Below are 19,046 nucleotides of genomic sequence, written 5' to 3'. Positions count from 1 at the left end.
TCCTAAATAGAATAAATCATATTTAGGGGGAATCGGTTATGAAAAAAACACTAACTTTTATAATAATATCTTTAATATTATTTGGAGTATTTGGAAATAATGCTAAAGGAAATTCTAAAAATGAGGAAGAATTAATAAATGACATATCAAATAAGATAGTTAGATTTCATGTTATAGCTAATAGTGATTCTAAACAAGATCAGGAACTTAAATTAAAGGTTAGAGATAGCGTATTAAAATTTATATCTCCTAAATTAAAGGATTGTAATGATATAGAAGAATCAAGAAAAATTATAAATAGATATAATAAAGATATAATAGAGGTTTCTAAAAAAGTTATACGAGAAAATGGATATAAGTATGATGTTAAAACAAATCTTTCTAGAGAGAATTTTCCTCAAAAAACTTATAGCAATATAACTCTTCCACAAGGTAATTACGAAGCATATAGAATAATAATAGGAACTGGGAATGGACAAAATTGGTGGTGCGTAATGTTTCCACCACTATGCTTTGTTGATGCTACTAAAACAGAGGTCAATGAGAAAAAGACTGAAAAAGAAATGAAAACTGTTCTAAATGATGAAGAATATAATTCTATAAATAATTCTAATAAAAATAAACTAAAAGTAAAATTTAAAGTAGTAGAGATTTTAAATAAAAATAAAAAAGCTAAATAAAATAAAAGACGATTTTGAGTAAAATCGTCTTTTATTTTATTTTTTTATACATAGTATAGCGGAATTAGTAAAAACTAATAACATATTTTATCACAAAGATAGGAGGCAATATTATGGAAGGAAGTAAAAAGAGAGTAGTATATACATTAGTGGCTACAATGATTATTGTTTTTTCAACTACTTTTGCATTATTAATGACTTTGGAGAGAATTGATTATAGAAATTATCTTCAAAGTCAATATAGTAAGAACTTATATAATATGGTAGGCTCTGTTGAGAATATAAGAACAAATTTAGGTAAAGTTGCTATTGTAGGATCAAGAGAACAAAGTATAAGTGTATTTAACGAGATTTTTAAACATGCTTCTATGGCAAATGAAAATCTACATTCTTTACCGATTTCTCAAGCAACATTAGGAAATACAAGTAAATTTTTAACCCAAGTAGGGGATTTTTGTTATGTATTAGGAAATAGTGCATCGAAAGATGTAAAGTTAACAAATAAGGAGTTTGAGCAGATAAATGATTTAGAAATGCAGGCATATTCTCTAGAAACAGAATTAAATTCCGTTATAAACGATATAAATAAGGGAAAGGTAAGTTGGGGTGAAATTAGGAAAAAGACTTCTACAGTATTTGCCAAGGAAGAGGATAATCTAGCAAATAAATTTACAAGTATCCAAAAACAGATAATTCAATATCCAGTACTTATATATGATGGGCCGTTTTCTGATAACTCTTTAAATATAAAACCTAAGGTTATTGGAGAAAAAGAAGTTACAATAGATAAATGTAAGGAAAGTATACAGGATTTATACGGAAAACAAAACATAAGCAAGATAGAAAATATTCAACCTCCTAAAGATAAGAAAGCTAAAGGCGGAATTCCTTCTTATAGATTTAATGTAGATCTAAAGAATAAAAAAGAAGGAGAAAGTATAGTAGCTGAAGTTAGTAAGAATGGAGGACATATAGTATATTTATTATATAACAAGGCTAAAGGAGCACCTAAACTTAAACCAGAAGAAGCAGAGAAGATAGGAATGAGTACTTTGCAGAAGATGGGTTATAAGGGTATGATGCCAACATTTAAGTTAAAATACGAGGATTATCTAGTTGTTAACTATGTTTACAAAGAAGGAGATGTAACAATCTATCCTGATCAAATTAAAGTTAAAATATCCTTAATAGATGGATCCATAATAGGTATAGAAAGTGATAAATATCTAATTTCTCATGTTAAAGATAGAAAAATACCGAACCCTAAAATAACGCCAGAAAAAGGAAAAGAAAGGGTGGGTAAGAATTTAGATATCAGTAAGATTAGTTTAGCGATTATTCCTACAGAAACTAATACTGAAGTTCTATGTTATGAGTATTTAGGTACTTATAGAGATAAAAAATATATAGTTTATATTAATGCTCAAACAGGATATGAGGAGAGAATAGTTGAAATTATTAATACTCCGAATGGAGAATTAACAATTTAATTTTGAAATTTATTTTAAAAATATCTCTTATACACTTTTAAAATTATCTCTCTCTATATATAATATAAAGTATTAGAAGTAAAGAGAATTTCACAATAAAATATATAGTTTTATTGTATTAATTTAGATATAGGAGAGATAAAATGAACAAAAAAGTGGCTATATTATTTGGAGGTCAATCTACAGAACATGAAGTGTCTAGATTATCTGCCTCATCTGTTTTAAAGCATATAAATCAACAAAAATATGATGTTTATCCTATAGGGATAACAAAGGATGGAAAATGGTTTGAATACACTGGAGATATAGAAAATATAAAAAGTGGAAAATGGGAAGAAGATCAATTTTATAAAAAACCTGAGGGTGAAAAAATTTTGTTTAATGGTGAAGTTGATGTAGTATTCCCAGTACTTCATGGACTATACGGGGAAGATGGAACAATTCAAGGAATGTGTAAACTATTAAATCTTCCTTGTGTAGGTCCTGGAGTTATGTCATCTGCAGTATGTATGGATAAAGTTTATACAAAATATGTATTAGAGAGATTTGGTATAAAGCAAGCAGACTATGTAGTGGTAACAGCTTTTGATTATAAAAGCAAAAAAGAAGAGTTAATTAATAAGATAGAAACTAAATTAGGCTATGACTTGTTTATAAAGCCATCTAATAGCGGTTCATCTGTTGGAATTACAAAAGCTCATAATCGAGATGAATTAGTAAAAGGTATAGAAGAAGCTCTTAAATTTGACAGAAAAGTATTGATTGAAGAAGCATTAAATGCAAGAGAAATAGAAGTTGCAGTACTTGGAAATGACGATCCTAAAGCATCAATCCCAGGAGAGATAATTCCTGCTAAAGAGTTCTATGACTATGAGGCAAAATATCAAAGTGAAGAGTCTAAATTACTTATACCTGCAAATTTAACTGACCAAGAATTAGAAAATGTAAGACAAAGAGCTCTTGATGTGTATAAAGCTTTGGATTGTGCAGGTATGTCTAGAGTAGATTTCTTAGTTACAAAAGATACTACAGAAATTTACTTAAATGAAGTAAATACAATTCCAGGATTCACTGACATAAGCATGTATTCTAAGATGTGGGAAGCTACAGGTATATGTTATGAGGAATTAATAGATAGATTAATAGAACTTGCTATAGAGAGAAAAGATGGTTAGTAGGAGAGGGGAAAGAGATAACATGACAAGAGCCGTTGCTATGATTTCAGGTGGATTAGACAGCATATTAGCTGCAAAGCTTATTAAGGAACAAGACATAGAAGTTATAGGCATATGTTTTAAATCTTTCTTTTTTAACGAAGAGCATGCAAAGAGGATGACAAAACAGATAGAAATACCTTTAGAAGTTATCGATTTTTCTACAGAACATCTAGAGATGGTTAAGAATCCCAAACATGGGTATGGTAAAAACATGAACCCATGTATAGATTGTCATGCTATGATGATGAAATATTCTGGTGAGTTATTAGAAAAGTTCAATGCGGATTTTATAATAACTGGAGAGGTTTTAAATCAAAGACCTATGTCCCAAAATAAATCAGCATTACAACTGGTAAAGAAAGAATCAGGGATCGGAAACAAAATTTTAAGACCATTATGTGCATTAAATTTAGAGCCTACAGAGATGGAAGAAGAAGGGCTAGTTGATAGAAGCAAGTTACTAAATATATCAGGGAGAAATAGAAAAGTTCAAATGGAACTTGCAGAAAAATGGGGTATAATTGATTATCCTTCTCCAGCTGGTGGATGTAAATTAACTGAACCTAATTTTTCTAAGAGATTGAAAGATCTATTAAGACATAGGGAAGATGTAACTAGTAGAGAAATTGAACTTCTTAAAATTGGTAGGCATTTTAGGGTAAGTAATAGTAGTAAAATAATATCTACAAGAATAAAAGAAGAAACAGAAATATTAAAAAAACTATTAATTAAGGAAGATGTGTACATGCTAGCTAAGGATTTTAAAGGATCTTTAGTGGTAATAATAGGTGAACGTACAAAGGAAGATATAGAGTTTGCTGCAAAAGTTACCTCTAGATATAGCAAAGGTAAAGATAAAGAGAGTATTAAAGTTAAATATGGGCAATTCGGTGAGGCATTGAGTAACACAATAGAATCTAAAAGTGCCACTGAAGAAGAACTTAAAAAATATATGATATAGGTATAAGGTGAGAAAAATGAATAAAAAGGCAATAATATCTGTTATTAGTAAGCAAAAGGGTTATGAAGATGATATTATTGAAGTAGTAACTCCAGGAAAATTCTATAAAAAAGACGGTAAATATTATGTTGTATATGAAGAAACAGAGCTATCAGGCATGGAGGGTACAACGACTATTTTAAAAGTAGAAAATGATGAATTTACTTTGAGTAGGAAGGGTACTATCAATTCTAAGATGTCATTTAAAAAGAATGGAACTGATCACATACTATATAGTACACCACAGGGAAGTTTAAGTTTTTCTATGGATATTATAAAGGTTAAAGTAGACTTAAATGACCAAGGAGGCAATATATATTCTAACTATAATTTAAATGTTGCTGACGGTCAAAGTATTTCTACTGAATTAAATGTAAATGTTAAAATCATAGAAGATATAAATAATAGTATAAATTAAGATTATTAAATATTAAAGCTAAACATAAATAAAAAAGGTAAAACTTTATGTATAAAGTTTTACCTTTTTTACGTGCTCAATTTTAGTTGATTATGCACATATTTCTTATAAACGTTTAAAAAGAAATTAAATGTAAATAATTAAAATAAAAGTATGTGAGGTGAGAATATGTTTTTAGAAAACAGGTATGAAAAAATAATAGAAATTATATGCTCAGCCAGGGGAGTAAAAAAAGAAGAGTTATTAGAAATATTGGATGAAGAAGAATGTAGAAACTTATTGTTTCTAATGTTAAAAAAATATAATTGTATGGATGAAGAGAAGTTATCAAAAGAACTTAAAATAAATAATATAAAAAAGAAAGCCGAGAGGCAGAAGAACAATTTTTTGTAAATAAAGAATTTAGAGATGTATATTTTCATATTATAAAAGAGTTCGATAAAATAATTTAAAGTAAAATCACATTTAATGATTTTTGATTTAATAAATATGATTTAAATAGGGTATATAAATTATATTAAGAATTACTTTTTCGAACAAACTTTTGCATTTTAAAGGAATTTGATAAATTATATAGAATAAGAACATATATATTTTATTGAGGTGGTAATCTAAATGGATATTAATATGGATCTTACGTTAGCTTTAAAAAAAAATGATAACAATTATGATATAAATGATATTAATTTATTTAACCTAAAAGAAAATAATATTTATGGACAGAAAATAAAAATATATAAAAATAAAAATGGAGATATTACTTTTCAAGTTTTTTGTAATATGTGTGAGGAAGAACATATATATATATTAAATTTAAAAAGTGTACTAAAAAAGGATGTATCTATATTAGGGTGCCATTTGCTAGGGATACCTCTAGTTATTATTGGAAAAAAAGAAGTGGTTAATAAATTAGCTTTACATCATAATTATATGAATTATAAAATAGAAGCTATTTTTTAAAATGTGGGTAATAAATTTTACTCATTTTTTTTGTTGTTTTTTAATTAAAGTTGAATTAAAATATACTAAGTAGGATATAATTATAAAATAAAGACATTTCTCTATAACTTTTATATCTAACAATTAAATCCCAAATTTAAAATATAAAATTATATATGTAAAATTTAATATATAGAAATTTAAATACTTATTATGGTGTTTTATGAAATTAAGAGCCTAATTTTTCAAGAATATGAAAAATTAGCTTTAAAAATATCTAAATACTGAAGTTTTATGATTTATAATATATACATAAAGGGTAAAATCAAGAGAAGGGAGAAACATCTAGTAATTAATTATTGTACATTAATAGAATTAGATGTGATTATGTGATTATATGGATTTAAGTAATAAGAACCTAAATGAGTTAAAAGAAATAGCTAAAAAACTAGGCATAAAAAATATATCTAAGTTTAGAAAATCAGAATTGATAGAAGCAATTAGTGAGAGCCCAAGTTTTTTTATTCAAAAAGATGGTGCTATTTTGAAAGAAAAGATAGCTCCTAAAAATAAAGATCAGGTTAAAATAAATTCTACAAAAGATGAGAGTAATAATATGAATGATGAAAATTTAAAAGACAGCTATTTTATAGAAAAGACATGTATAGAGGATAAGCAGTGTGAACCTGAAAAAAAAGAACTGATTCATAAAAAGGAAAAATTAAAAGTTATGATAGATGAATCAGATAGTGCTAAAGGGGTCTTAGAGCTTATTGACAATAATAGTTTTGGTTTTTTAAGAGGACATAACTATATGTCTTGTTCAGATGATATATATGTATCACCTTCTCAAATAAGAAAATTCAATTTAAAAACCGGAGACGAGGTAAAAGGAAAAGTTAGAATACCTAAAGAAGGAGAAAAATTTAGGGCTTTACTATATGTTGAGAGTATAAATGGTGAATCACCTCAAAAAGCAATAGGAAGATATCCTTTTGAAAAATTAACGCCTATATATCCAGAGGAAAGAATATTTCTAGAAACTGAGAATGAAGATATATCTACAAGATTAATGGATATAATTTGTCCAATAGGTAAAGGGCAAAGAGGATTGATAGTTGCTCCACCAAAAGCAGGTAAAACAACATTATTACAAAAAGTTGCGAATAGTATTACTAAGAATCATCCTAATGTAAAATTAATTGTATTATTAATAGATGAGAGACCAGAAGAAGTAACTGAGATGCAAGAAAAGATAAAAGGGGAAGTTATATATTCTACTTTTGATGAGGAGCCATCACATCATATTAAAGTAGCTGATATGGTGTTGGAAAGAGCTAAAAGAATGGTAGAACAAGGACAAGATGTAGTTATACTTATGGATAGCTTAACAAGGCTAACTAGAGCAAATAACCTAGTTATTGAACCTACAGGAAGAACTTTATCTGGGGGACTAGATCCAGGAGCATTAATAAGACCTAAAAAGTTTTTCGGAGCAGCAAGGAATATAAGAAATGGAGCTAGTTTAACTATTTTAGCAACTGTGTTAGTGGATACGGGAAGCCGTATGGATGATATGATTTTTGAGGAATTTAAAGGAACTGGTAATATGGAGGTTCACTTAGATAGAAAACTTCAGGAAAGAAGAATATTCCCTGCAATTGATATATATAAATCTGGAACAAGAAGAGAAGACTTACTTTTATATAAAGAAGAGCAAGAAGTTGGATTTAATATAAGAAGAAATATGTATAAAGAAGGTACAGCTCAAAATATAACTGAAAAATTAATTAATCTTCTTGGAAAGACTAAAAGTAATAAAGAGCTTATAGATATTTTAAGTAAAAATATAGAATTAATTTCAAAAGGTAAGGAAAATAGAGATTCTAAATTAAAATAAAAATTGATAAATCAATAAAAAGAGATTATCCTTATTTAAGTGATAATCTCTTTTTATTGACTAGTAAATTATTTATAATTTTAATATATTATAAATTTGTAAAAAAATAAAGAAGGTAAACCTTCTTTATTAAAATTATTATTCAGCTTTAATGTTGAATTTTTTCATAAATTTATCAATTCTACCACCTTGGTCTACAACCTTTTGTTTACCAGTGAAGAATGGATGACATTTTGAACATATGTCAATTTTAAGTTCAGGTTTTACTGAACCAGTTGTGAATGTATTACCACAAGCACACTTAACAACTGCTTCTGCATTAAATTCTGGATGTAAATCTTTTTTCATTTCTTTCACCTCTTTTTTAAACAAATATTGTTGTATACCCGTCTTATCAACCTCTTAATTTTAACATAAGCATATATTTAAATCAATAAAAATTTTACCTATTTATAAAATCTAACCTATCTGATAAAATTATATAGTAAAAAATATAGACTTGGTTTTAGGAGGATACTTAATGGATATACTAAGAAGTCATGGGTGGTTAGAAATGATTGTAGGACCCATGTATAGTGGTAAATCAGAAGAGCTAATAAGAAGGGTTAGAAGAGCAGAAATAGCAAAACAAAAAGTTGTTGTATTTAAACCTAGTATAGATGATAGATATAGCAGAGAAGATGTAGTATCTCATTGTGGGGAAAGAGTAAGAGCACTGAGTATTAATAGTTCAGAGGAAATATTTAAATTTATAACTGAAGATGTTAAAGTGGTAGCAATTGATGAAATTCAGTTTTTTGAAAAGGATATTATAGATATAATTAAGAAGTTAACTAAGGCCAATAAAAGAGTTATATGTGCTGGATTAGATATGGACTTTAAGGGAGAACCCTTTGGATCAATACCGGATCTTTTAGCTATTGCTGAATACGTTCAAAAAGTTAATGCAATTTGTGTATGTTGTGGGAATCCAGCTACTAGAACTCAAAGATTAATAAATGGTGTAGCAGCTAATTATTCAGACCCTATTGTTTTAATTGGGGCAAAAGAAAGTTATGAAGCAAGATGTGTTGAATGTTACATAGAACCCCAAAAGTAAATTTTTTATTAGATTACATAGTTTAGTTTTAAATTGATTTTTAGGAGGTGAGTATATGAATATAGGTGGACTACTTAAAAAGGCATATGAAATTTTAAAATCAGAAGAGATAGATAGTTATATAATAGATAGTCAGCTTTTACTATGCAAAGTATTAAAAAGAGATAAAGTTTTCATAATAGTAAATAGAGATTATGAGTTAACGCAAGACGAGGAAGAGTTATTTTTACAATATATTAATAGAAGAAAAAATAGAATGCCTATAAAATACATTTTAGAGGAATGTGAATTTATGGGGCTAAGTTTTTTTGTTAAAGAAGGGGTTTTAATACCAAGACCTGATACAGAAGTTCTTGTGGAATGGGCAATAAAAACTATAAATAATAATAATCTTAATAGTATATGTGATCTTTGTTCTGGGAGCGGTGCTATTGGGCTTTCAGTAGCTAATTATGTGAAAAATGTTCATGTGGATTTATATGATATTTCAGAAGTTGCATTAGATGTTTCTAAGGAAAATATTAAAAGATTATATATTAATAATGCAGATATATATTATAGTGACCTCCTAACAAAGGCTATTAAGGATAAAAAAACATACAATTTATTACTTTCAAACCCTCCATACATAGAAGAAAGAGAAATTTCAAATCTTATGAGAGACGTTAAAGATTATGAACCATATATTGCATTATCAGGCGGGAAAGATGGGCTTTATTTCTATAGAAAAATAATAGAAGATTCATGTAAAGTATTAGAAAAAGGTGGATATATAGGTTTTGAAATAGGGCATAATCAGGCAAAAGATGTAAAGAGGTTACTAGAAGAGAAAGGGTTTAATCAAATAGAAGTTTTAAAGGATTTAAGTGGCTTAGATAGAGTTGTTACAGCAATTTATTGTTAAGAATAAAGCTTTATGGTATAATTATAGAATGTTAAATTAAGAATACGGAGTGATAAAAAATGTTGGATAGACTTAACTTTTTAGAGAACAAGTATGATGAGTTATCTATAAAAATTAGCGATCCGTCTATTATGGCAAATCAAAAAGAGTGGCAAAAGTTATGTAAAGAACATGCTGAACTTGAGATAATAGTTATGAAATATAGACAATATAAAAATGCTCTTGAACAAATAGAAGAAAATAAAGAAATGTTAAAAGATGAAACTGACAAAGATATGAAAGAAATGATTCAAGAGGATTTAAAAAGTGTAACAGAAGAAAAGGAAAGTTATGAAGAAGAATTAAGAGTATTATTGTTACCTAAGGATCCAAATGACTCTAAGAACGTATTTATAGAAATAAGAGGAGGAGCAGGTGGCGAAGAAGCGGCACTATTTGCATCTAATCTTTTTAGAATGTATATAAAATACGCAGAGAATAACGGTTGGAAATACGAGATCATGAGTTCTAATGAAACTGATATTGGTGGTTTCAAAGAAGTAGTATTTATGATAAGAGGAAATGGTGCTTATAGTAAGTTTAAGTACGAGAGTGGAGTCCACAGAGTGCAAAGGGTTCCAGATACTGAATCAAGTGGAAGAATACACACATCTACTGCAACTGTAGCAGTTCTTCCAGAAGTTGAAGATGTAGATGTTGAAATTAATCAAAATGATTTAAGAATAGACGTGTTTAGGGCTTCAGGAAATGGTGGTCAGTGTGTTAATACTACAGACTCAGCTGTTAGAATAACACATTTACCAACTGGATTAGTTGTTTCTTGCCAGGATGAAAAATCACAGCTAAAAAATAAAGAAAAAGCTATGAAGGTTTTAAGAGCAAGATTATATGAAATTGCAGAAAATGAGAGAAATAAGGGTATAGCAGAAGATAGAAAGAATCAAGTAGGTTCTGGAGATAGAAGTGAAAGAATAAGAACTTATAATTATCCACAAGGAAGAGTAACAGACCATAGAATAGGACTTACATTGTATAAGTTGGAATCATTTTTAGATGGCGATATAGATGAGGTAATTAACGCATTAATTACAGAGGAGCAATCTAAAAAAATGCAGTCTATGGGAAATTCTGAGTTTTAGAATCATATAAAATATTCTAAAGGGTGATATTATGAATACAAATAAAGCCATTAAAAAACAGAGGAACAAGTATTTTAGATTCGTTTTTTTAATGAGCTTTATTTTTATACTCTTTCCATGCATTGTAATATATAGAAAGTTATATAACTATATAGTTTTTATCTATATAGTTGTGTTAGATCTTTTAATATTAATTTCTATATTAAAAAGAACAGAAGAAGAATGGTTATTTTATACACAAAAAATTAGTAAGTTTTATATTAAAAATGGTATCTTTAAAAGAGTATATTCATTTAAATGTGAAGAGGCTAGGTTTGTACATGTGGATGGAAAGGAAGAGAATTTAAAGCTTTTTTTAATAATACAATCTAAGAGAAAAAATAAAACTTTAAAAGTTATAACCAAAAAGTTTATTAAACAATATCCTTATGCAGGTAGTTATTATTATAATCTTTTTAAAAGAAAACCAGATTATAATTATTATTATGTAATTGTGGATAAGGGTAAATATAGAAAGCATTTATTGTTAGATAAACTATATAGTAGTTGCTTTAACGCTTTTTATTCAGAAGAAGCAGTAAAATATATAAAAGAATATAGAAAATAATCATATACCTCCCTATTATAAAATAAATTTATAAAGAATTTATAATAAATGGAGGTATTATATTGAGTATAAATTTAGTAATGCTATTATTTTGTCTTTGCATGTCTCTAATTGGTACTATGATAGGGGCATTAATAGGGGTAAGTGTAAAAAATCCATCAGAAAAAGCTTTAGGATTTACTCTTTCTTTAGCATCGGGTTTAATGATTATAGTTTCTGTTTTTGAACTAATACCTGAAGCAATTCAAAAAATAAATATTAAACATACATGTATGTTTTTTTTGTTTGGAGTTGTAATTATTTTAATAATAAATTATTTTAGTTATTTTTATTTTAAAGATAATACTATTAAAATGGCAATTCTAATAGCTTTAGGTATAATGCTTCACAACTTTCCAGAAGGTATTATAATGGGAGTTGGATTTATGAGTGGGGGAAGTCTGGGAATCAAGATGAGTATATTAATAGCTATACACGATATACCTGAAGGAATATCTGTAGCTGCCCCCTTAAAATATTCTAAAGTTAGTAGTGCGAAGATATTAGCATATACCTTTCTTGTAGGATTTCCTGCTCTTATTGGAGCTATAATTGGTATGGTTATCGGAAATATATCGGATATTGCTATAGGGGGAAGTTTATCTACAGCGGCAGGGATTATGATATATGTAACTCTATTTGAAATGATTCCTAAATCTATGAAATTAAGTGGTTATAAAAGATGTATTTTAGGAACTATAATAGGGTGCATGTTAGGAATATTTATGATATTATTTATGTAACTTTTAGACAAAATACGGAGATGATTTTATGAAAACAAAAGTAGCCTTATTAAATGAAAATAATATAGATAAAAACATTATTAAAGAGGCTTCCGATATAATAAAACAAGGAGGATTAGTTGTTTTTCCAACAGAGACAGTATATGGAATAGGAGCTAATGCTTTAGATAGTAACGCTGTAGATAAAATATTTTTAGCTAAAGGCAGACCACAGGATAACCCATTAATTATACATGTAGCTGATTTTAATATAGAAACTTATGTGAAATATATACCTGAAAAGGCTAAAAAGTTAATGGATAAATTTTGGCCAGGACCTTTAACTTTAATATTCAATAAATCAGACATGATTCCATTAAACACCAGTGCTAATCTATCAACTATAGGAGTTAGGATGCCTGATAATCCAATAGCCATAGAACTTATAAAGTTTAGTAATACTCCAATTGCTGCACCATCTGCAAATATATCAGGTAAACCTAGTCCTACAAAAGTAGAGCATTGTATAGAAGATTTGGAAGGCAAAGTGGATTATATCATCGGCGGGGGTGAATCTATAGTTGGATTGGAATCAACTATAGTTGATTGTACATCGGATAGGTTATGTGTGTTAAGACCTGGAGCTATTACAATAGAGATGCTTAGTGAGATAGACCCACATGTATATATAGATCCACAGATATTAAAAAAAGCAGATGGAAATTTTAGACCAAAGGCGCCAGGAATGAAGTATAGACATTATGCTCCAAAAGCTCCAGTAAAAATTATTAAAGGAGATTTAAAAAAAACTGTTGCAAAAATAAATGAATTGGTGCAAAATTATATAGATGATAAAAAAACAGTGGGAATTATAGCTACGGATGAAACTAAAGTTCTTTATAAAAATGGATATGTAGTTTCTATTGGAAGTAGGTATAATGAGAAAGAAATAGCTCATAATCTATTTAAGGTTTTAAGAGATTTTGATAAGTTAGAAGTAGATTATATCTTATCTGAATCCTTTGAAGAGATTGGTATTGGCATAGCTATAATGAATCGACTTAAAAAGTCTGCTGGGTTTAATATTATAGATGTATAATAATATGGAGGGTATTTATGAAAATTCTTTTTGTGTGTACTGGTAATACATGTAGAAGTCCTATGGCTGAGGCTATATTTAATAAATTAAATAACAATCTTGATCATAGTGCTTATTCTGCAGGTATTTCCGTTATAGATGAGGATTTCACGACTAAAAATTCTTCTATAGTTATTATGGAAAAAATAGGTCAAGATATAAGTAAGAGGAAAGCTGTATTTTTAACAGAAGAACTTTTACAAAAATATGACTTAATATTAACTATGACACTAAGTCATAAATTATATATAGTTCAACACTATACTGATTTATCTAATAATGTTTATACACTTAATGAATATGTAGGAATTGAAAAGGATATATTAGATCCCTTTGGCGGGAATCTTAGTATATATATAGAAACATTTAAAAATTTAGAAGAGAGTATTTCTTTGTTACTAAAAAAACTAGAAAAAGATAATAGTGTTACTAAAAAGAGTTAATTGGCTTTTTGGTAATACCACTATCTTTTTTTTTAGGGTATTATTCAATTTTGGAGGTGTATTTTTATGAGAATAGCTCTAGGAAGTGATCATGGGGGAATGAACCTAAAAAATGCAATTATAAAGCATTTAGAAGAAAAAGGATATGAAGTTAAGGATTTTGGAACTCACACCAAAGAATCTTGTGATTATCCAGACTATGCTTTAAAAGTTGCAGAAGAAGTTAGAGATAAAAAATTTGAATTTGGTATTTTAGTTTGTGGAACAGGTATAGGTATAAGTATTGCTGCAAATAAGGTTCCAGGAGTTAGAGCTGCTTTATGTAGTGATACATTTAGTGCTCATGCTACAAGAGAGCATAATGATGCAAATATTCTAGCTCTAGGAGAAAGAGTTGTAGGCCAAGGTCTTGCACTTGATATTGTAGATGAATTTTTAGGTGCCAAATTTGAGGGTGGAAGACATAGTAATAGAATAAATAAAATAACTGAAATTGAAAAAAAATATTTTAAATAAAGAAAAACAATCGGGAGGAATTTTGATGAGTAAAGTAACGCAGATAGCACATCCTTTAATATTACATAAGTTAACATTTATAAGAGATAAGAATACAGGTTCTAAGGATTTTAGAGAATTGGTAGAAGAAGTAGCTATGTTAATGGCTTATGAAGTAACGAGAGATATGCAACTTCAAGAAGTAGAAATAGAGACACCAATATGTAAAACTAAATCTAAAGTTTTAGCAGGTAAAAAACTTGCTATTGTTCCTATATTAAGAGCAGGGTTAGGTATGGTTGATGGAATGCTTAAATTGATACCAGCTGCTAAAGTAGGACATATAGGAATGTATAGGGATGAAGAAACTCTTCAGCCAGTAGAATATTTCTGTAAGTTACCTCAAGATATACAAGATAGGGATGTAATAGTTACAGATCCTATGCTTGCAACTGGGGGATCTGCAATAGATGCTATAGCTGCGTTAAAGAAAAGAGGGGCTAAAAATATTAGACTTATGTGCTTAATAGCTTCTCCAGAGGGTACTAAGGCTGTTATGGATGCACATCCAGATGTAGATATTTATTTAGCATCTTTAGATGAAAAATTAAGTGAAAATGGATATATAGTTCCTGGATTAGGTGATGCAGGTGACAGATTGTTTGGAACAAAATAATAGAAAATTATAAGGGCTATTTTTATAGCCCTTATAATTTTCTACCTTACTAATTAGTATTTACAAAAGTTAATTTACAAAATATTATTAATTTATTAAATATAAAATACGAAATACATTATTTTTTCCTTTAAAACATTAAAAATTTGTTATAAAATAATATGTGATATACATAGGAGGGAAAAATGGGTAGAATAGATAAACATAATTACTATTTAGATATTTCAGAAACAATATTAGAACGCGGAACCTGTATAAGAAGGAATTATGGTTCAGTTATTGTAAATAATGATGAAATAATATCTACGGGTTATACAGGGGCTCCTAGAAACACTCCTAACTGTTGTGATATGGGGATTTGTCTAAGACAGGAAATGAACATCCCAAGAGGTACACAATATGAATTGTGTAGGTCTGTACATTCTGAAGTCAATGCCATAATTAGTGCCTCAAGAAAAGAAATTTTGGGGGGGACCTTATATCTGGTAGGTAAGGAGAAAGACGGGAGTTTGGTGAAAAACGCAGATTGTTGTATAATGTGTAAGAAGATAATAATTAATTCAGGTATAGATAGAGTAATTATTAGGGATACAAAGAGTGAGTATAGGATTGTTGAAGTTAGTAAGTGGATAAATGAAAGTATGGATTTATTTACTACTAAGGGTTATTAAAACAAAGACAGGAAGGTTAAATAATATGAAAGAAGCTTTAATGTTGGCTGTACTTTCTACTATTGCATCTTTAATCATAACACCTATGGTTAGAAAGTTAGCAATAAAAATAAATGCAGTCGATATTCCCAAGGATATTAGAAGAGTACATAAAAAGCCTATACCTCTTTTAGGTGGAGTGGCTATATTTATTTCTTTTATTATAGGTATAATATTTCAAGAGGAAATGCTGAACTTACAAGAAACAGGAATAATTTTGGGTGGGACCTTGATAATCATCGGTGGAGTTATAGATGATATTAAAGAGTTGAAGCCCATTTATAAGCTTGGTTTTCAATTAAGTGCTACTTTAGTGCTTATATTTTGTGGACTAAATATAAAATATATAACTAATCCTTTTACTAGTACTGAATTGTTTTTAAATATAGGTAATTTTTCTATACCACTTACTATATTATGGATAATTGGCGTAACTAATGCCTTCAATCTAATAGATGGTTTAGATGGATTATCTGCGGGAATTGGTTTTATAGCATCTGTAACATTATTTATTATAGCTATTTTAAATCACAGATATGAAACAGCTATTATGACAGCTATACTTGGCGGAGCTCTTCTAGGATTTATCCCATATAATTTCAATCCGGCTTCCATATTTATGGGAGATGCTGGAGCTCAACTTATAGGCTTCTTATTAGCAGCCATATCCATTAAGGGAGCTATAAAGTCTGCAGCGGCATTTTCTTTAGCGGTACCCATACTAGCTTTTGGACTTCCAATTTATGATACTTTATTTGCTATGATAAGAAGAAAAATTAACGGAAAACCAATAATGCAGGCAGATAAGGGACATCTTCATCACAGACTTTTAAATATGGGGTTAACACAGAAGCAGGCTGTATTAATAATGTATTTAATAAGTTGTATATTAGGAGGGGTATCTATTATAGCTATGCAAATTAGTAGCCAAAGGTCATATTTTTTAACTACCTCTGTTATTATAGCTATAGTTCTACTTGCGTGGAAAAGTGGTTTTTTCAAAAGTCAATAGTAATATTTAAAAAGAAGGTTTTAATTTTAAAACCTTCTTTTTTTATTAAATCTGTATTTGTTAAGAATAACTAATTAAAGGAGTATATAAATTATTAAATAGAATACAGAATATATTATAAAGAGTTTATAATAACCATTAAAAAGTAAAAATTTACGGATAAATTAAAATAGTGAATTTTATAAGTATAAAAAAATCTAATTTCTGAAAAAATACTAATATTATGTTAAGTGGAAATTTATCAATAAGAATTATCATTTATGAAGTGTGGGGCTATAGGCTACATAAAGACTTTAAGGATTGGTATATAGTAAGAAATGTATCATATTTATAATATATTAAAAATCAATTATAATCTTGAAAATGAATAATATTATACAAAAAAATCTATAACTGTGAAAAGAGAAGGAAAAGAGTAGTTTTAATATATAATCTAACTTTAATTTATATAAATAAGAAGATTTTACACTATAAAGAACAATATAAGCGAAAATGGAATTTTATTTATAAAAACTACAGTAATATAATAGAGAACATAATTTGAACTTCGGAGGAAAGTGATTTGAATAAGGATGTTAAAAACATGTTAAAAGTAATTATTATTTTTATAATTTCTATTTCCGCTGTCGGTTCTATAATTTTATATTTTATAAATAAAACGTACATCTGGCCATTTATAACGGGTTCTACAATGGCAATACTTTCATTTACTATAAACTCTTTAACCACAAGTAATGTATTGAGCAAGAATGCTAATAAGGGACTCTTATTTTTAAGTTCCATATTTAGAGTGCTTTTAGTATGTATAGTGGGAGCAGTTATAGCTAAAAATAACATGAATGAAATTTTGCCTTATATATTAGGTTACTCCGTTGAGTTTATAGGTATGTTTTTTTATGGGTTATCTCTAAAGAAACAAATTTAAGGAAGTGATGTTATTGGAGGATATAATTTTACTAAATTTTAAACTCTTTGGTTATCCCATGGATTTTACATTAAGTATGCTTATTCAGTGTATTGTCACCATATTTATAGTTTTTCTCATTTTATTTTTTAGTAGGAACTTAAAAAAGTTCCCAGATAGGAGACAAAGTGTAGCAGAAATATTTGTTGAGACTGTTGATAAGCTTATTAAAGATAATATGGGAGATAAGTTTAGGGGGTTCATTCCCTTTTTCGGTACCTTAAGTGTTTATATAATATTATTAAATCTAGTGGGATTATTTGGTATAAAACCACCTACTACAGACTACAATGTTGCATTAGGTCTAGGACTTATAAGTTTTATAGTAATTCAAGGATATACTATTAAAAAAATAGGTGTAGCACATTATTTTCTCGGATATGCTAAACCTATTAGTATTTTACTACCAATAAACATATTAGAACGAATAGCATTTCCCATATCCCTAAGTCTTAGATTATTTGGGAATATGTTTGCAGCTACTATGATTATGGACTTAATTTATAGTGGATTAGGAAGTGTATCACCAATTGCAGAAATCGGTATACCAATATTCTTTCATGGATATTTTGATATATTTGATGGAACATTACAAATGGTTATATTTATAATGCTAACAATGATAAATGTAAAAATAATTTCTGAACACTAATTATAATTTAAAGGAGGAATCATAAATGAATCACGAATTTGTATTAGGAATGATCGCACTTGCAGCAGGTATATCTTCTTTGGCATGTATAGGTGGAGGTATTGGAACAGGTAATGCTACTAGTAAAGCAGTAGAAAGTATAGCAAGACAACCAGAAGCAAGCAATAAAATAATGACTGCATTAATCATAGGGGGAGCTTTATCAGAGGCTACTGCAATATACGGTCTATTAGTTGCAATATTATTGATATTAAAATTGTAATAAGAGGTAAGATATGAAATTAAATTATATTGAGCCTGAAGGGAGGCTGAATATTTATGACTAAGATAGAGTTTTCAAAAGTTTTATTCCCTATGATAAACTTTTTAATCCTGTACTTTATTGCAAAAAAATATTTTTTCCAAAAGATAATACAAAAATTAGATGATAGGAAAAATGAAGTTCAAGATTTGCATAGTAAAGCTGAAGAATATAAAAAATCAGCAGAAGATATAAAGAAAAGTATTGAGGACGAAAATCTTAAGTCCAGAGAAGAAAGTAAAAAAATATTAGAAGAATATAAAGCTAATGCTGAGAAAATGTATTCTGAAATAGTAAATAATGCTAAAAAAGAAGCAAAATTAATAATTGATAGAAGTGAAAAAGAAGTAGAAAGAGAAAAAGACAAAGCTAAAAGTGAAATAAAACATGAAGTTGCAGATTTATCTATCTTAATGTGTAAAAAGGTATTGCAAAGAGAAATAGATGAAAATGAACATAGAAAACTTATAAACGATTTCATATCTAAGGTAGGTACTTAAG

General features: G+C 28.1%; 24 protein-coding genes. 23 read left to right on the top strand and 1 reads right to left on the bottom strand.

Translation table 11 applies throughout. The features are described 5' to 3' along the window. The first annotated feature begins 38 nt into the window (after positions 1-38). The 8 genes from spoIIR (at position 39) to rho (ending at position 7,644) form a co-directional block, all read left to right on the top strand. Positions 39-680, top strand: coding sequence for a stage II sporulation protein R (gene spoIIR / locus FGL08_RS10970; RefSeq protein ID WP_138210827.1), 642 nt, complete (start codon positions 39-41; stop codon positions 678-680). A 113-nt stretch (positions 681-793) separates the two neighbouring features. Continuing rightward, on the top strand, positions 794-2,170 hold the full coding sequence (ypeB, locus tag FGL08_RS10965; RefSeq protein ID WP_138210826.1) for a germination protein YpeB: 1,377 nt from the start codon (positions 794-796) through the stop codon (positions 2,168-2,170). Positions 2,171-2,313: 143 nt separating this feature from the next. Then, the gene (locus FGL08_RS10960; protein ID WP_138210825.1) at positions 2,314-3,345 is read left to right on the top strand and encodes a D-alanine--D-alanine ligase family protein; all 1,032 of its coding nucleotides are present in this window, start codon (positions 2,314-2,316) and stop codon (positions 3,343-3,345) included. Positions 3,346-3,367: 22 nt separating this feature from the next. Beyond that, a complete protein-coding gene (locus FGL08_RS10955) occupies positions 3,368-4,348 on the top strand; it encodes a DUF814 domain-containing protein (RefSeq protein ID WP_138211330.1) in 981 nt (326 codons plus the stop codon). Positions 4,349-4,364: 16 nt separating this feature from the next. Continuing rightward, the gene (locus FGL08_RS10950) at positions 4,365-4,805 is read left to right on the top strand and encodes a YwiB family protein (protein ID WP_138210824.1); all 441 of its coding nucleotides are present in this window, start codon (positions 4,365-4,367) and stop codon (positions 4,803-4,805) included. Positions 4,806-4,973: 168 nt separating this feature from the next. Continuing rightward, on the top strand, positions 4,974-5,198 hold the full coding sequence (locus FGL08_RS10945) for a hypothetical protein (RefSeq protein WP_138210823.1): 225 nt from the start codon (positions 4,974-4,976) through the stop codon (positions 5,196-5,198). Between the two features lie 222 nt (positions 5,199-5,420). Then, positions 5,421-5,765, top strand: a complete 345-nt coding sequence (locus tag FGL08_RS10940) for a hypothetical protein (RefSeq protein ID WP_138210822.1) — start codon at positions 5,421-5,423, stop codon at positions 5,763-5,765. Between the two features lie 376 nt (positions 5,766-6,141). Continuing rightward, on the top strand, positions 6,142-7,644 hold the full coding sequence (rho, locus tag FGL08_RS10935; protein ID WP_138210821.1) for a transcription termination factor Rho: 1,503 nt from the start codon (positions 6,142-6,144) through the stop codon (positions 7,642-7,644). Between the two features lie 138 nt (positions 7,645-7,782). On the opposite strand, the gene rpmE is transcribed toward rho, so the two are convergent. After that, on the bottom strand, positions 7,783-7,992 hold the full coding sequence (rpmE, locus tag FGL08_RS10930) for a 50S ribosomal protein L31 (RefSeq protein WP_138210820.1): 210 nt from the start codon (positions 7,990-7,992) through the stop codon (positions 7,783-7,785). Positions 7,993-8,164: 172 nt separating this feature from the next. On the opposite strand from rpmE, the gene FGL08_RS10925 reads away from it, so the two are divergent. From FGL08_RS10925 to FGL08_RS10855, 15 genes are all read left to right on the top strand, one after another. Next, a complete protein-coding gene (locus FGL08_RS10925; RefSeq protein WP_138210819.1) occupies positions 8,165-8,743 on the top strand; it encodes a thymidine kinase in 579 nt (192 codons plus the stop codon). A gap of 55 nt (positions 8,744-8,798) precedes the next feature. Further along, entirely contained in the window at positions 8,799-9,647 is an 849-nt protein-coding gene (prmC, locus tag FGL08_RS10920; protein ID WP_138210818.1) for a peptide chain release factor N(5)-glutamine methyltransferase, read from the top strand. A 59-nt stretch (positions 9,648-9,706) separates the two neighbouring features. Beyond that, positions 9,707-10,786 carry a peptide chain release factor 1 gene (prfA, locus tag FGL08_RS10915; protein ID WP_138210817.1) on the top strand — a complete coding sequence of 360 codons (1,080 nt, stop codon included), beginning with the start codon at positions 9,707-9,709 and terminating at the stop codon, positions 10,784-10,786. Positions 10,787-10,817: 31 nt separating this feature from the next. Next, entirely contained in the window at positions 10,818-11,393 is a 576-nt protein-coding gene (locus FGL08_RS10910) for a hypothetical protein (RefSeq protein ID WP_171012058.1), read from the top strand. Positions 11,394-11,455: 62 nt separating this feature from the next. After that, on the top strand, positions 11,456-12,175 hold the full coding sequence (locus tag FGL08_RS10905; protein ID WP_138210815.1) for a ZIP family metal transporter: 720 nt from the start codon (positions 11,456-11,458) through the stop codon (positions 12,173-12,175). A 28-nt stretch (positions 12,176-12,203) separates the two neighbouring features. Further along, positions 12,204-13,253 (top strand): L-threonylcarbamoyladenylate synthase, encoded by a 1,050-nt coding sequence (locus FGL08_RS10900; RefSeq protein WP_138210814.1) that lies wholly within the window; start codon positions 12,204-12,206, stop codon positions 13,251-13,253. 17 nt (positions 13,254-13,270) lie between these two features. Further along, entirely contained in the window at positions 13,271-13,735 is a 465-nt protein-coding gene (locus FGL08_RS10895; RefSeq protein WP_138210813.1) for a low molecular weight protein arginine phosphatase, read from the top strand. Between the two features lie 66 nt (positions 13,736-13,801). Continuing rightward, positions 13,802-14,251 carry a ribose 5-phosphate isomerase B gene (gene rpiB / locus FGL08_RS10890; protein ID WP_138210812.1) on the top strand — a complete coding sequence of 150 codons (450 nt, stop codon included), beginning with the start codon at positions 13,802-13,804 and terminating at the stop codon, positions 14,249-14,251. Between the two features lie 25 nt (positions 14,252-14,276). Beyond that, positions 14,277-14,906, top strand: coding sequence for a uracil phosphoribosyltransferase (gene upp, locus FGL08_RS10885; protein WP_138210811.1), 630 nt, complete (start codon positions 14,277-14,279; stop codon positions 14,904-14,906). 185 nt (positions 14,907-15,091) lie between these two features. Then, positions 15,092-15,577, top strand: coding sequence for a deoxycytidylate deaminase (locus tag FGL08_RS10880; RefSeq protein WP_138210810.1), 486 nt, complete (start codon positions 15,092-15,094; stop codon positions 15,575-15,577). A 25-nt stretch (positions 15,578-15,602) separates the two neighbouring features. Next, entirely contained in the window at positions 15,603-16,628 is a 1,026-nt protein-coding gene (locus FGL08_RS10875) for an MraY family glycosyltransferase (RefSeq protein ID WP_138210809.1), read from the top strand. A 562-nt stretch (positions 16,629-17,190) separates the two neighbouring features. Continuing rightward, on the top strand, positions 17,191-17,553 hold the full coding sequence (locus FGL08_RS10870; protein ID WP_138210808.1) for an ATP synthase subunit I: 363 nt from the start codon (positions 17,191-17,193) through the stop codon (positions 17,551-17,553). Positions 17,554-17,566: 13 nt separating this feature from the next. Then, the gene (locus FGL08_RS10865) at positions 17,567-18,244 is read left to right on the top strand and encodes a F0F1 ATP synthase subunit A (protein WP_243117980.1); all 678 of its coding nucleotides are present in this window, start codon (positions 17,567-17,569) and stop codon (positions 18,242-18,244) included. 25 nt (positions 18,245-18,269) lie between these two features. Further along, positions 18,270-18,506: an ATP synthase F0 subunit C gene (gene atpE / locus FGL08_RS10860; protein WP_138210807.1), complete on the top strand. Its 237-nt coding sequence runs from the start codon at positions 18,270-18,272 to the stop codon at positions 18,504-18,506. A gap of 56 nt (positions 18,507-18,562) precedes the next feature. After that, positions 18,563-19,045 (top strand): F0F1 ATP synthase subunit B, encoded by a 483-nt coding sequence (locus FGL08_RS10855; protein WP_138210806.1) that lies wholly within the window; start codon positions 18,563-18,565, stop codon positions 19,043-19,045. Position 19,046 lies beyond the last annotated feature (1 nt).

Origin of the sequence: Hathewaya histolytica (assembly GCF_901482605.1) — a bacterium.
GTDB classification, from domain to species: domain Bacteria; phylum Bacillota; class Clostridia; order Clostridiales; family Clostridiaceae; genus Hathewaya; species Hathewaya histolytica.
Note: the sequence above shows the minus strand (reverse complement) of the source record. Positions and strands in the feature narration are given on the sequence as shown.

Bases quoted from the DNA above. Each gene is read 5' to 3' on its own strand.
- spoIIR (WP_138210827.1), top strand. From the start codon at position 39: ATGAAAAAAACACTAACTTTTATAATAATATCTTTAATATTATTTGGA.
- ypeB (WP_138210826.1), top strand. From the start codon at position 794: ATGGAAGGAAGTAAAAAGAGAGTAGTATATACATTAGTGGCTACAATG.
- FGL08_RS10960 (WP_138210825.1), top strand. From the start codon at position 2,314: ATGAACAAAAAAGTGGCTATATTATTTGGAGGTCAATCTACAGAACAT.
- FGL08_RS10955 (WP_138211330.1), top strand. From the start codon at position 3,368: ATGACAAGAGCCGTTGCTATGATTTCAGGTGGATTAGACAGCATATTA.
- FGL08_RS10950 (WP_138210824.1), top strand. From the start codon at position 4,365: ATGAATAAAAAGGCAATAATATCTGTTATTAGTAAGCAAAAGGGTTAT.
- FGL08_RS10945 (WP_138210823.1), top strand. From the start codon at position 4,974: ATGTTTTTAGAAAACAGGTATGAAAAAATAATAGAAATTATATGCTCA.
- FGL08_RS10940 (WP_138210822.1), top strand. From the start codon at position 5,421: ATGGATATTAATATGGATCTTACGTTAGCTTTAAAAAAAAATGATAAC.
- rho (WP_138210821.1), top strand. From the start codon at position 6,142: ATGGATTTAAGTAATAAGAACCTAAATGAGTTAAAAGAAATAGCTAAA.
- rpmE (WP_138210820.1), bottom strand. From the start codon at position 7,992: ATGAAAAAAGATTTACATCCAGAATTTAATGCAGAAGCAGTTGTTAAG.
- FGL08_RS10925 (WP_138210819.1), top strand. From the start codon at position 8,165: ATGGATATACTAAGAAGTCATGGGTGGTTAGAAATGATTGTAGGACCC.
- prmC (WP_138210818.1), top strand. From the start codon at position 8,799: ATGAATATAGGTGGACTACTTAAAAAGGCATATGAAATTTTAAAATCA.
- prfA (WP_138210817.1), top strand. From the start codon at position 9,707: ATGTTGGATAGACTTAACTTTTTAGAGAACAAGTATGATGAGTTATCT.
- FGL08_RS10910 (WP_171012058.1), top strand. From the start codon at position 10,818: ATGAATACAAATAAAGCCATTAAAAAACAGAGGAACAAGTATTTTAGA.
- FGL08_RS10900 (WP_138210814.1), top strand. From the start codon at position 12,204: ATGAAAACAAAAGTAGCCTTATTAAATGAAAATAATATAGATAAAAAC.
- FGL08_RS10895 (WP_138210813.1), top strand. From the start codon at position 13,271: ATGAAAATTCTTTTTGTGTGTACTGGTAATACATGTAGAAGTCCTATG.
- rpiB (WP_138210812.1), top strand. From the start codon at position 13,802: ATGAGAATAGCTCTAGGAAGTGATCATGGGGGAATGAACCTAAAAAAT.
- upp (WP_138210811.1), top strand. From the start codon at position 14,277: ATGAGTAAAGTAACGCAGATAGCACATCCTTTAATATTACATAAGTTA.
- FGL08_RS10880 (WP_138210810.1), top strand. From the start codon at position 15,092: ATGGGTAGAATAGATAAACATAATTACTATTTAGATATTTCAGAAACA.
- FGL08_RS10875 (WP_138210809.1), top strand. From the start codon at position 15,603: ATGAAAGAAGCTTTAATGTTGGCTGTACTTTCTACTATTGCATCTTTA.
- atpE (WP_138210807.1), top strand. From the start codon at position 18,270: ATGAATCACGAATTTGTATTAGGAATGATCGCACTTGCAGCAGGTATA.
- FGL08_RS10855 (WP_138210806.1), top strand. From the start codon at position 18,563: ATGACTAAGATAGAGTTTTCAAAAGTTTTATTCCCTATGATAAACTTT.